This window comes from Acidovorax sp. KKS102, from assembly GCF_000302535.1.
Classification (GTDB): domain Bacteria; phylum Pseudomonadota; class Gammaproteobacteria; order Burkholderiales; family Burkholderiaceae_C; genus Acidovorax.
In genome coordinates this window covers 3,843,720-3,858,529 of the sequence record NC_018708.1, presented here as the reverse complement: position 1 = coordinate 3,858,529, position 14,810 = coordinate 3,843,720, and the positions used below count along the sequence as shown (strand labels likewise).

7 protein-coding genes are annotated in these 14,810 nt (G+C 66.3%); 2 read left to right on the top strand and 5 right to left on the bottom strand.

Annotation, left to right across the window (positions count from 1 at the left end; genetic code table 11):
* Window positions 1–6: 6 nt before the first annotated feature.
* The 5 genes from C380_RS17645 to mutS all read right to left on the bottom strand — a co-directional run bounded on the left by C380_RS17645 (window position 7) and on the right by mutS (window position 7,120).
* Window positions 7–1,530: an oxygenase MpaB family protein gene (locus C380_RS17645; protein ID WP_015015194.1), complete on the bottom strand. Its 1,524-nt coding sequence runs from the start codon at window positions 1,528–1,530 to the stop codon at window positions 7–9.
* A complete protein-coding gene (locus tag C380_RS17640) occupies window positions 1,527–2,348 on the bottom strand; it encodes a carotenoid biosynthesis protein (protein ID WP_015015193.1) in 822 nt (273 codons plus the stop codon). The genes C380_RS17645 and C380_RS17640 overlap by 4 nt, the downstream gene beginning before the upstream one ends.
* Window positions 2,349–2,533: 185 nt before the next feature.
* Complete coding sequence (locus C380_RS17635) at window positions 2,534–3,355, bottom strand: alpha/beta fold hydrolase (RefSeq protein ID WP_015015192.1); 822 nt, start codon at window positions 3,353–3,355, stop codon at window positions 2,534–2,536.
* 84 nt (window positions 3,356–3,439) lie between these two features.
* Window positions 3,440–4,267, bottom strand: coding sequence for a proteasome-type protease (locus C380_RS17630; RefSeq protein ID WP_015015191.1), 828 nt, complete (start codon window positions 4,265–4,267; stop codon window positions 3,440–3,442).
* Window positions 4,268–4,501: 234 nt separating this feature from the next.
* A complete protein-coding gene (mutS, locus tag C380_RS17625) occupies window positions 4,502–7,120 on the bottom strand; it encodes a DNA mismatch repair protein MutS (protein WP_015015190.1) in 2,619 nt (872 codons plus the stop codon).
* A 200-nt stretch (window positions 7,121–7,320) separates the two neighbouring features.
* Between mutS and C380_RS17620 the strand changes: the two genes are divergently transcribed.
* Together C380_RS17620 and C380_RS17615 are read left to right on the top strand one after the other, a co-directional pair.
* Window positions 7,321–9,867: a bifunctional diguanylate cyclase/phosphodiesterase gene (locus C380_RS17620; protein WP_015015189.1), complete on the top strand. Its 2,547-nt coding sequence runs from the start codon at window positions 7,321–7,323 to the stop codon at window positions 9,865–9,867.
* 48 nt (window positions 9,868–9,915) lie between these two features.
* Window positions 9,916–14,790, top strand: coding sequence for a PAS domain S-box protein (locus C380_RS17615; RefSeq protein ID WP_015015188.1), 4,875 nt, complete (start codon window positions 9,916–9,918; stop codon window positions 14,788–14,790).
* Window positions 14,791–14,810: the final 20 nt, after the last annotated feature.

Here is a 14,810-nt window from a genome sequence, read left to right as displayed (position 1 = left end):
ATCGCGCTATGGCGTGGTGGCTTGAGGTGCCTGGCCTGCTGCACCTGCTTGTGTGGACTGGGCCTTGCTGGCGAGGCCGCGACTCCAACTGCCGGAGGTGGTCAACCGATCCTCGATGCGGTTGAGCCAGCCGGGGGCATGGGGGTCGTCGCTCCAGCTGTGCACCACGGTGTCCACCTGGTTGAGCAGCTCGGTGGGCAGTTGCAGCGGGCGCGTCTGGCTCATCAGCACCCGGCTCATGAAGTGGTAGCCCAGGGCCCGCGTGAGCATGCGAACGATCGAGAAACGCGGCAGCAGCGAACCCACCACCGCATCGATGGCGCGGGCCAGCAGCAGAACGCACCAGAACAGCAAGGCCGACAGCCAAGGCACGGGCTGGTTCAACCCCAGGTCCTCGGCGGTTTCTCGCCCGCACAGGTAGCGGGTCATGAGCTGCGGGAAGGGTTTGACGATGCGCCAGGGCAGCGCGTTGGCCATGGTCTGCATCAGCGCCTGGCCCAGCGCCGGGCGCGGGTCGGGTGTGACCGGCTCGGCGCGGCCGCGCGCCTGCATGAGCGCCATCAGCGCATCGCCCTGGGTCATGGTCTCCACCATCAGGGAGCGGTCAATGCCCAGCACGTGGCCCACCACATTCCAGGCATGCAGGTAAGCCTCCTCGTCGTGGGCGGGCAGCCCGAGACCCAGCCTACGCAGGCTGCGCAGGAACACATAACCGAAGGTCAGCAGCGTGTAGGCCAGCTCCTCCTGGTTGCAAGGAAGGCCTTTGGCGGCGAGGTTCCAGCCGCGTGCATAGAGCGTCTGGTACATCATGGACCGACCTCCGCCTGCGGGGGCAACGCCAGGCACGACGAGGCCGTCTCCGCCCGCCTGCCATTGCGCCATGGCATGTTCGGGGCTGCCGTGCAGGATGAGATTGCGCACCGTCGCGTGGATCAGCCGCACCTTGAGCACCTGCGCCACGCCAGCGCCGCGTTGGCTGAGGCCGCCATGCAGCATCACCGGGAAGATCATGGCGGCGGTGGAGCGGATGCGGTACTCAGTGTTCTGCTCCAGCTGGCCGGTGGTGTGCAGCACGCTCGACAGGTCCGGCACCACATAACACTCGGGCAGGCTGGCGCAGAACAGCAGGATGCACGACAGCGCCCCGTGGTCCATGAACAGTTTTTCAGCGCGCTCGATCTTGCGGGCATCAGCCCAGGGGGGGAGCACCTGCGCCGCCTGCACGTAGTGGTTCAGTGCCTCGGCCATCTCGGCAGTCACATAGCCTTTGGCGGCCTTGTCACCTTCTCCCACCTGCACCGGGCCTTCTGTTGCTTGCCAATGGGTCAACGTGGCGTTGTCGGCCCACTGGCTGAACAGCAGGTTGACCGTGTTGATGTGCGCCCACTGCGGGGCGTCGGCGGCCACGTCGCCGTGGGGCCACGGCCCCAGGATCTTGGCGATGGTCTCATCGGCCAGCGGATCGGCGTGGTGCTGCATGGGGGCCAGGTCAGCGGCTGGCAGGTGGGGGCTGGAGTGGGTTCCGGTCATGGGGCGACCTTACCCGGAGCGCGCCAGCGTTGGAAGCCCGCCAGCGCGCACAGCAGCGGAATCCCCATGGCGAAAGCGGCGATGGTCCGGATCTCCACCGGGTTGCCCAGAATCATCTGGAGCACCATGCCCGCCGCGTAGATAGATAGCGGCACCATCGCATGGCGCCGCAGGAAGGGGCTGGCGGGCTGCGGCGGGCGCTGGCGCACCGACATGCGAAAGCCGAAGACGATCACAAAAGCCACAAACACCCAGCCAAAAAAGCCCTGCACGGTTTCTCCAAACCAGGCGCCATCGGTCTTGGCCATGATCCACGCCTTCAGGGTGTACACAAAGTAGGGGTCTGCGCCCAGGTCGAACGCAGTCACGATCATGGCCGCCAGAAATGACAGCATGGCGGCATTGCCTAGCCCGGGTGCGCCGTCCACCGCCGATTGCCAGACGATGAGGTTGCTGATCACATAGCCCGCATACGTCAGCGCAAACCACATCATGGGGATCACCAGTGGCACATCCAGCAAGCGGGGGCCCAGCACGTCGGTGTAGGTGTAGTGCCCGAAAAACCAGCCCCTGCTGGAGCCCATCTGTTCCGCAAACCACCCTAGGCAGACCGCAATCAACACAAACTGCAGCGCTGCGCGGGTGCCCAGCAGGTGCGCGGCGCTGGCCCAGCAGCAGGCAAACATCAGCACCGAGGCGATGACGATGGCGATGGTGGTGTCGTTGTGGGTGCGAATCGCGGTAGCGATGACAAAAGCGGCAAGAAGCGCAAAGCTGAGCGCGGGTAAGCGCCCGGCCGTCGAGGGCGGTGCAGACATGTCGGGTGTATCACGCTGTAACAATTTCACCAGTGTAGGGGATTGGTGCGTGGTGTGTGTCCCCTGTTTCCCCTGATCCAGGGGCTCTGGCGGCTGCTTATTCGCCCCCCAGCGTCTGAATTTGGTGGTAGGCAGCACCCGGCGACCCTGGCCGGGGTCTCTTTGAACAGGTCCTCGGCAGCGGCTCAGCGCTGCAGGGGGGTGAGCGCGGCCAGGTTGAGCAGGGCCGCCTCGATGGCGGCCGCCGTGGCCACGGGCTGCTCCATGGGGAACAGGTGGCTGCCGTCCAGCATCATGGTGCGGCCCTCGGTCACACGCAGTGTCATGGCCATCCCGACCTGCTTCATCTCGTCCGAGTCGCGCCCGCCGATGAAGGCGGCCGGGCACTGCAGCGGGTGCTTGCTCAGCAGCCGGCCCAGGTTGTGGGGCAGCGTGTTGTAGATAGCCGTTTCCACCGCGCGGTCGAAGCCCAGCACGCGTTTGCCGTCCTGGTCCTGCAGGCCATGGGTGATGTAATCGTGCAACACCTCGGGGTGCCAGCGGGCAAACGCCTTTTTCTTTCGGAAGTGCTCCAGCGCTTCTTCATTGCTGGCCCAGCTGAAGCGGCGCTGGCGGCTGACGCGGCCTGGCGATATCGAGCCCACCACCTGGGTCCGCTTGGCCACGCCCACCACGTTGGCCTTCCAGCCGCCAATGAGCGGTGAGTCGATCAGCAGCACGCCGCGCACCAGCTCGGGGTGGCGCGCTGCCGCCATCACGCTGAGGAATCCGCCCAGCGAATGGCCCACCAGGAACACCCGCTGGCCGAGGCGCTGCACCTCGGGACCGGCAAAGTCGGCCAGTTGCTGCACCAGGTGGGGCCAGTTGCTGGTTACCGGGTATTGGGGGTCGTGGCCATAGCGCTCGACCGCGCTGACTTCAAACCCCCGGGTCTTGAGGTGCTGGAAGAGCACGCGGTAGGTGCTGGCCGGAAAACTGTTGGCGTGCGAGAAAACGATGGGCAGCATGGAGGTGGTGGCAGGGCTGCAGGGCCGACCGGCAAAGGCGTGCGCGGCCGGGATGCAGCGGGCGCGCAGGCCTGCGGCAGGGCGTCAGATCAGCCGGTCGGTGTGGTTGGTGATCTTCTTGAGCGGCTTGCTGCGCGATGGGGTGACCATGATCGGCACTTCGGTCGCGCCGCCGCTCCAGGCCGGGTCTTCGATGCTGTCGAACACCTGGCGCAGCTTCTGGCCCCAACTGTCGTGCAGCATGCGGAAGTAGGGGTTGTTCTCGTCGATGCAGATCACCTTGTCGGTGGCAAAGCGGTCGGCCTCGTACACCACCAGATCCAGCGGCAGGCCCACCGACAGGTTGGACTTGAGCGTGCTGTCCATCGACACCAGCGCGCACTTGGCGGCCTCGTCCAGCGGAGTCTCGGGCGTGAGCACGCGGTCGAGCACGGGCTTGCCGTATTTGGATTCGCCCACCTGGAAGTACGGCGTCTCTGACGTTGCCTCGATGAAGTTACCCGCCGAGTAGACCTGGAACAGGCGCATGCCCTCGCCCTTGATCTGGCCGCCAAACACCAGGGACACGTTGAAGTCCACACCCGAGCGCTTGAGGGCGGCACCGTCGCGCTCGTGCACGTGGCGCACGGCAGCGCCCAGCACACGGGCGGCGTCAAACATGCTCTTGGCGTTCCAGATCGTGATGGCCTCGCCCGACTCGCTGTCCTTGATCTGCTCGGTCTGCAGGATCTCGCGCACCGACTGCGAGATGGACAGGTTGCCCGCTGACAGCAGCACCATGAAGCGGTCGCCCGTCTTCTCATAGACCATCATCTTGCGGAACGAGCTGATCTGGTCCAGGCCGGCATTGGTGCGGGAATCGGACAGGAAAACCAGCCCGGCGTTGAGTTTGATGGCGACGCAGTACGTCATGGAGCAATGGGGTTCGTTGGAGGGAGAGAACCCGCGAGTTTAGTCGCCCAAGCCACCGAGGCCTTGCACCCCTATCGGGTGCCCCCGAATGACCAAGGCTGCAGTTGATGCAAAAATGATAGCAATTGAGGCATATAGCACTAGCGCTTGAGGCGAATCAGGCTTAAAAAAGCCTCCCTATGCGCTGCCAGAGGCCCCTTTGACAGCGTTCTGCTGGGCAGGCTGTGCGCCGTGTCAGCCCAGCATCTTCTTGAGCTGGTACAGCGCGTCCAGCGCTTCGCGGGGGCTCATCGCGTCGGGGTTGATGCCGGCCAGCGCGGCTTCCACCGGGCTGGCGACCACGCTCTCGGGCACCTCGGGGGCGGCGAACAGGTCCACCTGCAACTCATCCTCGCCCGCGCGTTCTTCGAGCGCCGCCAGCGCATGGCGAGCGTGGTGCAGCACGGGCGAGGGCATGCCCGCCAGCTTGGCCACCTGAATCCCGTAGCTGCGGCTGGCTGGGCCGGGCTGAATCTCGTGCAGGAACACGATGTCCGCGCCGCTCTCGGTGGCACTCACATGCATGTTGATCGCATGGCGCGCCTTGGCAGGCAGCTCGGTCAGTTCGAAGTAGTGCGTGGCAAACAGCGTGAAGGCGCGGGTCTTGTCATGCAGGTGCGTGGCGATGCCACTGGCCAGCGCCAAGCCGTCGAACGTGCTGGTGCCCCGGCCGATCTCGTCCATCAGCACCAGGCTGTGGGGCGTGGCGGCGTGCAGGATCTGCGCGGCCTCGGTCATCTCCAGCATGAAGGTGGACTGCGCGTTGGCCAGGTCGTCGGCCGCGCCGATGCGGGTGTGGATGGCGTCAATGGGGCCCAGGCGGCAGCTCGCGGCAGGCACATGGCTGCCCATGCTGGCCAGCAGCACGATCAGCGCCACCTGCCGCATGTAGGTCGATTTACCGCCCATGTTGGGGCCGGTGATGACCTGCATGCGCGTGTTGGCGTTGAGCCGCGTGTGGTTGGCGATGAAGCTGCCGCTGGATGTCTCGGCCAGGCGGGCTTCGACCACGGGGTGACGGCCGCCCTCGATCTCGATGCAGGGCTCGGGCACGAACTGGGGCGCGCACCAGTTCAGGGTGAGGGATCGCTCGGCCAGCGTGCACAGCACATCGAGCGTGGCCAGCGCCTGCGCCAGACGGGTCAGCTGCGGAATGTGGGGCTGCAGCTGGTCCAGGATCTGCTCGTACAGCCACTTCTCGCGCGCCAGTGCACGCTCGCTGGCCGATAGGGCCTTGTCTTCAAACGCCTTGAGTTCGGGCGTGATGAAGCGCTCGGCGTTTTTCAGCGTCTGGCGGCGGCGGTAGTCATCGGGCACCTTCTCGACATGGCTGCTGGTGACCTCGATGTAGAAGCCATGCACCTTGTTGAACTGCACGCGCAGGTTGGGGATACCGGTGCGGGCTTTCTCGCGGACTTCCAGGTCGAGCAAGAAGGCGTCGCAATTGGTCTGGATGGCGCGCAGCTCGTCCAGCTCGGTGTCGAAGCCGTTGGCGATCACGCCGCCGTCGCGCACCAGGGCAGCTGGCTCTTCGGCAATCGCGGCCTGCAGCAATGCCATGCAACCCTCGGGCGGCTGCAGGTGGCTGAAGATTTGCATCAAAAAGGGCTCTGGTGCTCGTCCATTGAGCGCAAGCAGCTCTGCTTTTTGTAGCGTCTTGCCCAGCGCGACCAGCTCGCGCGGGCGCACCTGGCGCAGCGCAATGCGGGCGGTGATGCGCTCCACATCGCTCACGCCCTTGAGTTCGCTGCGCAGTGTGGACCAGGGGCCCGCACCGCCACCTGCGCCGCCCGCGCCCCGCAAGGCTGTGGTGGCCGACAGGCGCTGGCGTGCCTCGGCGCGGTCACGGCGGGGCTCCAGCAGCCAGGTCTTGAGCAGGCGGCTGCCCATGCCCGTCATGCAGGTGTCCAGCAGCGAGAACAGCGTGGGCGCATCGTCGCCACGCAGGGTCTTCACCAGCTCCAGATTGCGGCGTGTGGTGGCGGGCAGGTCAATGAGGTCGTCGTTGCGCTGCACCTGCACGCTGTGCACGTGGGTCAGCGTGCGGCCCTGTGTGTGTTCGGCATACGTGAGCAGTCCGGCGGCGGCGGCGTGGGCCTCGCCCAGGTCTTGCGCACCCCAGGCCTGCAGGCTGGCGGCGCCCAGGTTTTCGAGCAGCTTGCGCTCGCCCAGGGCGCTGTCAAACTGCCAGTCGGGCCGCAGGCTCATGGGGCAGGTGAAGGCGCCTCCTTGGCGCAGCACCTGCAGTTGTTGCTCAAAGCGTTCGGTCACGCCTGCGCTGTAGATCAGCTCGCTGGGCGCCACGCGCGCCAGCCAGGCGCCCAGTTCGTCCAGCGCGCATTCGGCCAGGAACACGCGGCCCTGCGTCACGCTCAGCCAGGCCAGGCCACAGCGCGCGCGGGGCGCCTGGTGCACGGCCATCAGCAGCGATTCGGATTTGTCGGACAGCAGCTCGGTGTCGGTCAGCGTGCCGGGCGTGACCACGCGCACCACCTTGCGCTCCACCGGGCCCTTGCTCGCGCCCACCTCGCCCACCTGCTCGGCAATGGCCACCGACTCGCCCATCTTGATGAGGCGCGCCAGATAGTTCTCCAGCGCGTGGAACGGCACCCCCGCCATCACCACCGGCTGCCCGCCCGACTGGCCGCGCTGCGTGAGTGTGATGTCGAGCAGGCGCGCGGCCTTTTCGGCGTCTTGCCAGAAGACTTCGTAGAAGTCGCCCATGCGGTAGAACAGCAGCGTCTCGGGGTACCCGGCCTTGAGGGCCAGGTACTGCTGCATCATGGGGGTGTGGTGTTCGAGCGTGTCGGACATGCAGGGGGTGGCAGGAATGAGGCGTGGACTGTAGCAGTTCGGTCATCGGGTTTCCCCTTGGTGAATTCCACTGCGTTCTGCCAAGATGTTACGTTTTGACATACTCTTGGCTGTATGCTGGCAGCTTGACCCTGAACGGAGCCATCCTCCGTTTGCGCATTGGTGTTTCAACCCCTGGATTCAGAGGCTTCAGAGCGACCGTGATCTCGTCCGAACTGCTGACCGACCTCCTCGCCCCTGCCGGGGACGGCCTCATCGAGCCCATGGCGCAGGCGCGCCTGCAAGCGCTGGTGGATGCAGTGCCAGTGGCACTCATGGAGTTCCGTCTGCAGGACGGCCGACTGCTGCTGCTGGCCGCCAACGCCGCGGCCCGGCGCATGCCGGGGCTGGGCGCGGTGCGGCACCCTGGCGTGGACGCATCCGAGGTGTTCGACCTGCTGGCCAACACACCCTTGATGGACCAGTTGCTCGGCGTGGTGCGCGTGGGTGCACCGCTGGAATGCCGCCAGGTGGTGCGCGAGCCCGGCCGGCTGTTGCTGGCCTGGGACTTGTCGGCTCGCCGCGTGACGAATGACTGCATCGTGGTCACGGTGCGTGATGCCTCGGAGGCCGAGAATCTGCGAGTGTCGCTGGCCGCGTCCGAACGCGCGCTGGAAGAAGTGCGGCGCGAGCTGCGCGAACAGACCGATGTGTTCAACACCATGGAGAGTCTGGCGCGCACCGGCCATTGGCGGCGCATTGAAGACCCGGGCGAAACCGTGCTGCTCTGGTCGCCCGGCCTGTGCAATATTGCCGGGTTTGAGCAGCAGGAATGGGTGGACCCCGAGCGCGCAGTGAGCGGCATCCTGCCGGAAGACCGGCACGTGTTCGACAAGATCCGCGAGCGTGGGTCCGGGCTGGACGTGGAGTACCGCTGGCGCCGGCCGGACGGTGAAGTGCGCTGGATGCGCTCGCGCGTGCAGCGCACGCTGCCGCGTGACGGTGTGCAGGTGGTCATGGGCGTGGTGCAGGACGTGACAGACGAGCACCGCGCTGCAGAGCAGTTGCGTGAGCAACTGTTGTTCATCCAGCGTATTGCCAGCCGCATTCCTGGCTTCATCTACGAATACCGGCAGCATTCCGATGGCAGCACCAGTGTGCAGTACATCAGCGATGCCGTGCGCGAATTCATGGGTGTGGAGCCCCACGAGGTGACCGCTGACCATGGCGTGCTCTCGCACCGCGTGATTGCGGAAGACCTGCCGCTGGTGCAACGCTCGGCCATGTTGTCCGTGCGCAAGCTGGTGCCCTGGCAGTGTGAATACCGTGTGCGGATGAATGACGGAAGCGTGCGCTGGCACATGACCAATGCCATTCCGCACCGCGAGGCCGATGGCTCGGTGGTGTCGCATGGATTCACCATGGATATCACGGACCGTAAGCTGGCCGAACAAGAAATCGAACGCCTGGCCTTCTACGACGCGCTCACGGGCCTGCCCAACCGCCGCCTGCTCCTGGACCGCCTGCAACGCTCCATCGCTGCCTGCCAGCGCACCCGCAATCTCGGCGCCCTGCTGTTCATCGACCTCGACAACTTCAAGGACTTGAACGACACCCTGGGCCACGACATGGGCGACCAGCTCCTGGCCCAGGTCGCCGCCCGCCTGGTGGGCAGCGTGCGCGAAGCCGACACCGTCGCCCGCTTTGGCGGCGACGAATTCGTCGTCATGCTCGAAGCCCTGGCCCCCGACCTGCAAAACGCCGCCACCCAGGCAGAAACCGTCGCAGAAAAACTCCTGGCCAGCCTGAACCAGCCCTTCAACCTGGACGGCGCCCAGCACTACAGCACCCCCAGCATCGGCATCACCCTCTTTGGCGACGAACGCCTCACCGTGGACGAACTCTTGAAGCGCGCCGACCTGGCCATGTACCAGGCCAAAGCCGCAGGCCGCAACACCCAGAGATTCTTCGACCCCGACATGCAGGCAGCGGTGAACGCCCGCTCCAACCTCGAAGCCGACCTGCGCCAGGGCCTGGCCCGGGGCGAGCTGCTCGTGCACTACCAGCCTGTGGTCGACCACCACGCCCGCCTGCTGGGCGCAGAAGCCCTCGTGCGCTGGCGCCACCCCCAGCGCGGCATGATCAGCCCGGCCGACTTCATCCCCCTGGCAGAACAGACCGGCCTCATCCTCCCCCTGGGCCAATACGTGCTCCAGACCGCCTGCGAACAACTGCAGCGCTGGAGCCAACACCCGGACACCGCCCACCTGTCCATCTCCGTGAACGTCAGCGCCCGCCAATTTCGGCAACCGGGCTTCGTGGCCGAAGTGCTGCAAACCTTGAAGAACCACAACGCCGACCCCCGGCAGCTCAAACTCGAACTCACCGAAAGCCTGCTGCTGGGAGACATCGAAGACACCATCGCACGCATGGTGCAACTCAAAAGCGAAGGCGTGGGCTTTGCGCTGGACGACTTCGGCACCGGCTACTCTAGCCTGAGCTACCTCAAGCGCCTGCCGCTGGACCAGGTGAAGATCGACCAGAGCTTCGTGCGGGACGTGCTGACGGACCCGAACGACGCGGCGATAGTTCGGACCATCCTGGCGCTGGCCAAGAGCCTGGACCTGGAGGTGGTGGCCGAGGGGGTGGAGACGACGGGGCAGCTGTCGTTCCTGAGGCTGCACGGGTGCGAGGGGTTCCAGGGGTATCTGTTTGGAAGGCCCGGGCCGGCGGAGACTATCGATGCATTGCTGGACCCCGCAGGCTGACAGTAGTGGGCCAACAGGGCAGGGGGCCCGCGTGGCGAGGACGTAGGCATGTGGTTTGACAAGCTTCTGGACCGCAAAGCGCCAGGCCTGCGTGGCTTGCTGCTGGTCATAGTCCTCGCATTGATGGGCGCAGTGCTGGTGGTGCAGGGGGCGCAACACTGGCGTGCCGGCGAACGGTCTGCCGAACGCTCTCGCTTGTTGCAGCAAACGGCAGACACCTTGCAAGCACAGACCACCGGTGGCTCCATGCTGGGGGCGGTGTCTTTGATGGGGCTGAGCGAGCCGCTGCTCAAGGACATGGCGCTGGGCCGCTTGCCCCCCGATCACCCCGAAGCACTGTCCCGCCTGGCCGTGGCGCGGGGGCGCTTTCTGGTGCAGGGCGTGTATGTCATGTCGGCAGACGGCACCGTGGTGGCCCATGAGACGCCGGGCGAAAGGTCCACGGGCTTGAACCTCGCGTTTCGCCCCTATTTCCAGCAGGCCATCCAGGGCGCGACCAGCGTGTATGCGGCCATTGGCAGCAACACCCAGGAGCGCGGGCTGTACTACGCGGCGCCGCTGTACGAGAGCGACACGCCTTCGAGCAACATCATCGGCGTGGTGATGTTCAAGGTGGGCTTTGAGCCGGTGGACCTGCTGCTCAAGCGCGCGGGCCTGCCCATGGTGTTGCTGTCGCCGCAGGGTGTGGCATTTGCAGCCACCCGGCCCGAATGGCAGTTTGCGGTGGCACCGCCGCTCACGCAGGCGCGTATCGACGCCATCCGGGCCACGCGTCAGTTCGGCCGCCACTTTGACAACGGCGTGGCGTCTGCGCTGCCGTTTGCGGCCGATGCGGGTGAGGTGCAGATCAATGGGGTACCCCATGCGGTCGAGCGCCGGGCCATCGACTGGCACGACCCGACCGGTGAGTGGCAACTGGTGGCGCTGGACGACATCAGCGCCTTGATGACGTTATCACAGCGCGCCCGCATCGGGGCTGTGGCCTTTGTGCTGTTTTGCCTGCTGGGCCTGTTGCTGCTGGACTTGCTGCGCAGCCGCGCGCGGGTGGCCAGCGCGCTGGAGCGCTTCCGGGTGCTGGGGACCGCGCTGGAGAGCAGCCCCGTGTCGGTGGTGATCACCGACGGCGACGGCCGCATCGACTGGGTCAACCCCCAGTACGAGCGCAACACCGGGTATTCGCTCGACGAGGTGCGGGGCAAAAAGCCCTCCCTGGTGGCCAGCGGCCAGACGCCCGCGCAGACCTACCAACTGATGTGGTCGGCACTGCTGTCGGGTAAATCCTGGCAAGGCCAGTTCGTCAACCGGCGCAAGGACGGGAGCATCTACCACGACGAGGCCACGCTGTCCCCCGTGTTTGACGGGCGTGGCAAGCGCATCGGTATTGTGGGTTTGCACGAGGACGTGTCCGAGCGCATCCAGGCGCAAAAGGAGCTGGAGCGCCGCGAGCGCCTGCTCAACGAACTGTTGGAGCAACAGACCGCCATCTTCGACAACGCGCCGCCCATCGTGCTGGTGTGCGATGGGCAGTTCCGCCAGTTCAACCCGGCGTTTGTGGACCTCATGGGCGGCACGGCATCCCAGCTGCTGGGGCTCGGTGTGTCGGTGCTGTTCGGTGGTGCGGGCCATGCCGACCTGTTCACCGCCCGCGTCACGCCCGCATTGGCGTCGGGCCAGGCGCTGCGCGAGACCGCGACGCTGTACCGGCTGGATGGCACCCGGTTCGAGGCACGCCTGGCGGGCCGCAGCCTGAAGATGGACGACTTTGGCACCGCCTCGATCTGGGTGATTGAAGACGTCAGCGAACAGCGGCGCGCAGAACAAGTCATTCAGCAGGCCCAGGAGCGCCTGGAGCTGGCGCAGGAGGCGGGCAAGATCGGGGTGTTCGACCTGAACCTGGTCACCGGCGAAATCGTCTGGTCCGACAAGCTGGCGCAGATGATGGGGCTGCCGCCCGGCACCCAGCCCGACGGACGAGACTTCTGGCTCAACTGCCTGCATCCCGAGGACCGCGACCAGGCGGGCGCTTATTTCGACAGCTGCCTGGCTGGCACCGAGGATTACCTGCGCGACTCCTGGCGCATCGTGCGCCCGGACGGAGAGGTGCGCTGGTTCCTGGAGGCCGCACGCATTTTCCGCAACGCCCAGGGCCAGCCCGTGCGGGTGGTGGGGGTCAACGTGGATATCCACGATCAGAAGCTCCTGGAGGAACAGGTGGCGGGGCAGCTGGATTTCCAGCAGGCGCTGATCGATGCCATCCCCGTGCCCCTGTTCTACAAAGGGGCAGACGGGCGGTACATCGGGGTGAACCGTGCCTACGAGCAGGCCTTCGGGGTGACGCGCGAGGCGCTCATCGGCAAGACGGTGATGGACCTGGACTACCTGCCGCAAGAGACCCGCACGCGCTTCGAGCAGGACGCGGTACAGGCCATGGAAGGCGAGCGCAAGGTGCACCGTGAGGTCGACTTGCCGTATGCCGACGGTGAGCTGCACCACACGCTGTTCTGGCTGCATGGCTTTGCTCGCCCGGATGGCACGGCGGGCGGCACCATCGGCACCTTTGTGGACATCACCGACCGCCAGCGCGCTGAACAGGAACTGCGGCGCGCCAAGGAGCTGGCCGAGGAATCCACTGCGCTCAAGTCCAACTTCCTGGCCAACATGAGCCACGAGATCCGCACGCCGATGAACGCGATCATCGGCATGTCGCATCTGGCGCTCAAGTCGGGCCTGAGCCCGCGCCAGCATGACTATGTGAGCAAGATCCAGCAGGCGGGCCAGCACCTGCTGGGCGTTATCAACGACATCCTGGACTTCTCCAAGATCGAGGCGGGCAAGCTGGTGGTGGAGCGCCAGCCGTTCCTGCTGGACCGCATGCTCGAAAGCGTGTCCGACGTGGTGGGCTACAAGGCCGGAGCCAAGGGACTGGAGCTGGTCTGCGATGTGGCCAGCGACGTGCCCCCCAACCTGGTGGGCGACGCGCTGCGCCTGGGCCAGATCCTCATCAACTACGCCAACAACGCCATCAAGTTCACGGAGTCGGGCGAGATCAGCATTGCCGTGCGTTTGGTGGAGGAGATGGGAAACCAGGTGCGGCTGCGTTTCGAGGTGCGTGACACCGGCATCGGGCTCACCGACGAGCAGATGGCGCGCCTGTTCCAGAGCTTCCAGCAGGCGGACACCTCCACCACGCGCCGCTACGGCGGCACCGGCCTGGGGCTGGCGATCTGCAAGAGCCTGGCCGAGCTGATGGGCGGCGAGGTGGGCGTGGAAAGCCGCTTTGGCAAGGGTTCCACCTTCTGGGTGTCGGTGCCGCTGGAGCGCGGCGCGCCGGCGCGGGTGCTGCTGCCACCGCCCGACCTGCGGGGCACCCGGGTGCTGGTGGTGGACGACAACCACACGGCGGCCACGGTGCTGTCCGACATGCTGCAAGCCATGGGTTTTGTGGTGGAACAGGCGCATTCGGGCCTGGAGGCGCTGGACCGGCTGCGCGAGTCCATGGCCCATCAGCAGCCGTTTGGGCTGTTGCTGCTGGACTGGCACATGCCGGGCATGGATGGCGTGGAGCTGGCCGGCCACATCCGCAGCCTGGGCATGCCCAAGGTGCCGCAGATGCTGATGGTGACTGCCTACGGGCGCGAGGACGTGATGCGGGCCGCACGTGCGCAGGGCATTGAAACCGTGCTCATCAAGCCCGTCAATGCCTCGCTGCTGTTCGACACCCTGATGCAGCCGCTGGAGGCATCGGGCTCGGAGCGACGCCGTGCGGTCACCCCCGCCCCTGCGGCCGATGAACTGCCCCTGGACATCCGGGGCGCCAGCGTGCTGCTCGTCGAGGACAACGCGCTCAACCAGATGGTGGCGATGGAGCTGCTGCTGGACGCGGGCTTCGCCGTGGACGTGGCAGAAAACGGGCAGATCGCCATCGACCACATTGAGCGCAAGCACTACGACGCCGTGCTCATGGACATGCAGATGCCCGTCATGGACGGCGAGACCGCCACGCGCCTGCTGCGCGGCAACCCGCGTTATGCGCAGTTGCCCATCATCGCGATGACGGCCAACGCCATGGAGGCGGACCGGCAGCGCTGCTTTGCGGCCGGCATGAACGACCATGTGGCCAAGCCCATCGAGCCTGCGGCCCTGTGGGCTGCGCTGGCCCGATGGATTCGCCCCCGCGAGGGGCTGGGTGCCGCGGTACCACCCGTGCGCAGCAATGCGGCGCCAGTGGCGGCATCGGTGGCGGCAGGGGCCGCCAGTGCAACGGCCGCAGGCTGGCTACCGGTAGATGTTCCTGATCTGCCGGGCCTGGACACCAACCTGGGCCTGCAGCGTGCGTTGGGCAAGACGGGTCTGTATGCCGAGATGCTGCGCCGCTTTGTACAAGGGCAGGCCCCGGTGCTGCCAGAGCTGCAGCGCGCCCTCGCGGTGTATGACGTAGCGCTGGCCGAGCGCCTGGCCCACACGCTGCGGTCGGTGGCCGCCAACATTGGCGCGCAGGCCGTGTCGGACCGCGCGCAGGCGCTGGAGCACGCGCTGCGCTTTCGCCATGGCAACGAGGCCATCGTGCCGTTGCTGGCGGAGCTGCGCGCTGCGCTACAGCCGCTGCTGCAGGGGCTTCAGGACTGGGTGCTGCAAGCGGTGCAGGGGCAAGCGGCAGCGGAGCCCGGTATGGCGCGATCTGCGGGCGTATCTGGGCCGGGCATGACGCCCGCCGAGGCCGAACACCATTTGCGCCACTTGCTGGAGCAGGACGATCCTGCAGCCACTGAATTTTTCCAACACAATGGTGTGGTGCTCAAGGCGGCGCTGGGGAGCGCTTTCCAGGCTGTTGAAAAGCACACCCTGAACTTTGATTTCGAGCAGGCACTGGAGGCCATGGCTGCGGTGCCTGGCTCCGAATCCACCGCCCTCGAATCCCCCTGAACGGCACTTACGCAGGACAT

Coding starts and splice junctions, on each gene's coding strand:
- C380_RS17640 (WP_015015193.1), bottom strand. CDS start 2,348: ATGTCTGCACCGCCCTCGACGGCCGGGCGCTTACCCGCGCTCAGCTTT.
- C380_RS17645 (WP_015015194.1), bottom strand. CDS start 1,530: ATGACCGGAACCCACTCCAGCCCCCACCTGCCAGCCGCTGACCTGGCC.
- mutS (WP_015015190.1), bottom strand. CDS start 7,120: ATGTCCGACACGCTCGAACACCACACCCCCATGATGCAGCAGTACCTG.
- C380_RS17630 (WP_015015191.1), bottom strand. CDS start 4,267: ATGACGTACTGCGTCGCCATCAAACTCAACGCCGGGCTGGTTTTCCTG.
- C380_RS17615 (WP_015015188.1), top strand. CDS start 9,916: ATGTGGTTTGACAAGCTTCTGGACCGCAAAGCGCCAGGCCTGCGTGGC.
- C380_RS17635 (WP_015015192.1), bottom strand. CDS start 3,355: ATGCTGCCCATCGTTTTCTCGCACGCCAACAGTTTTCCGGCCAGCACC.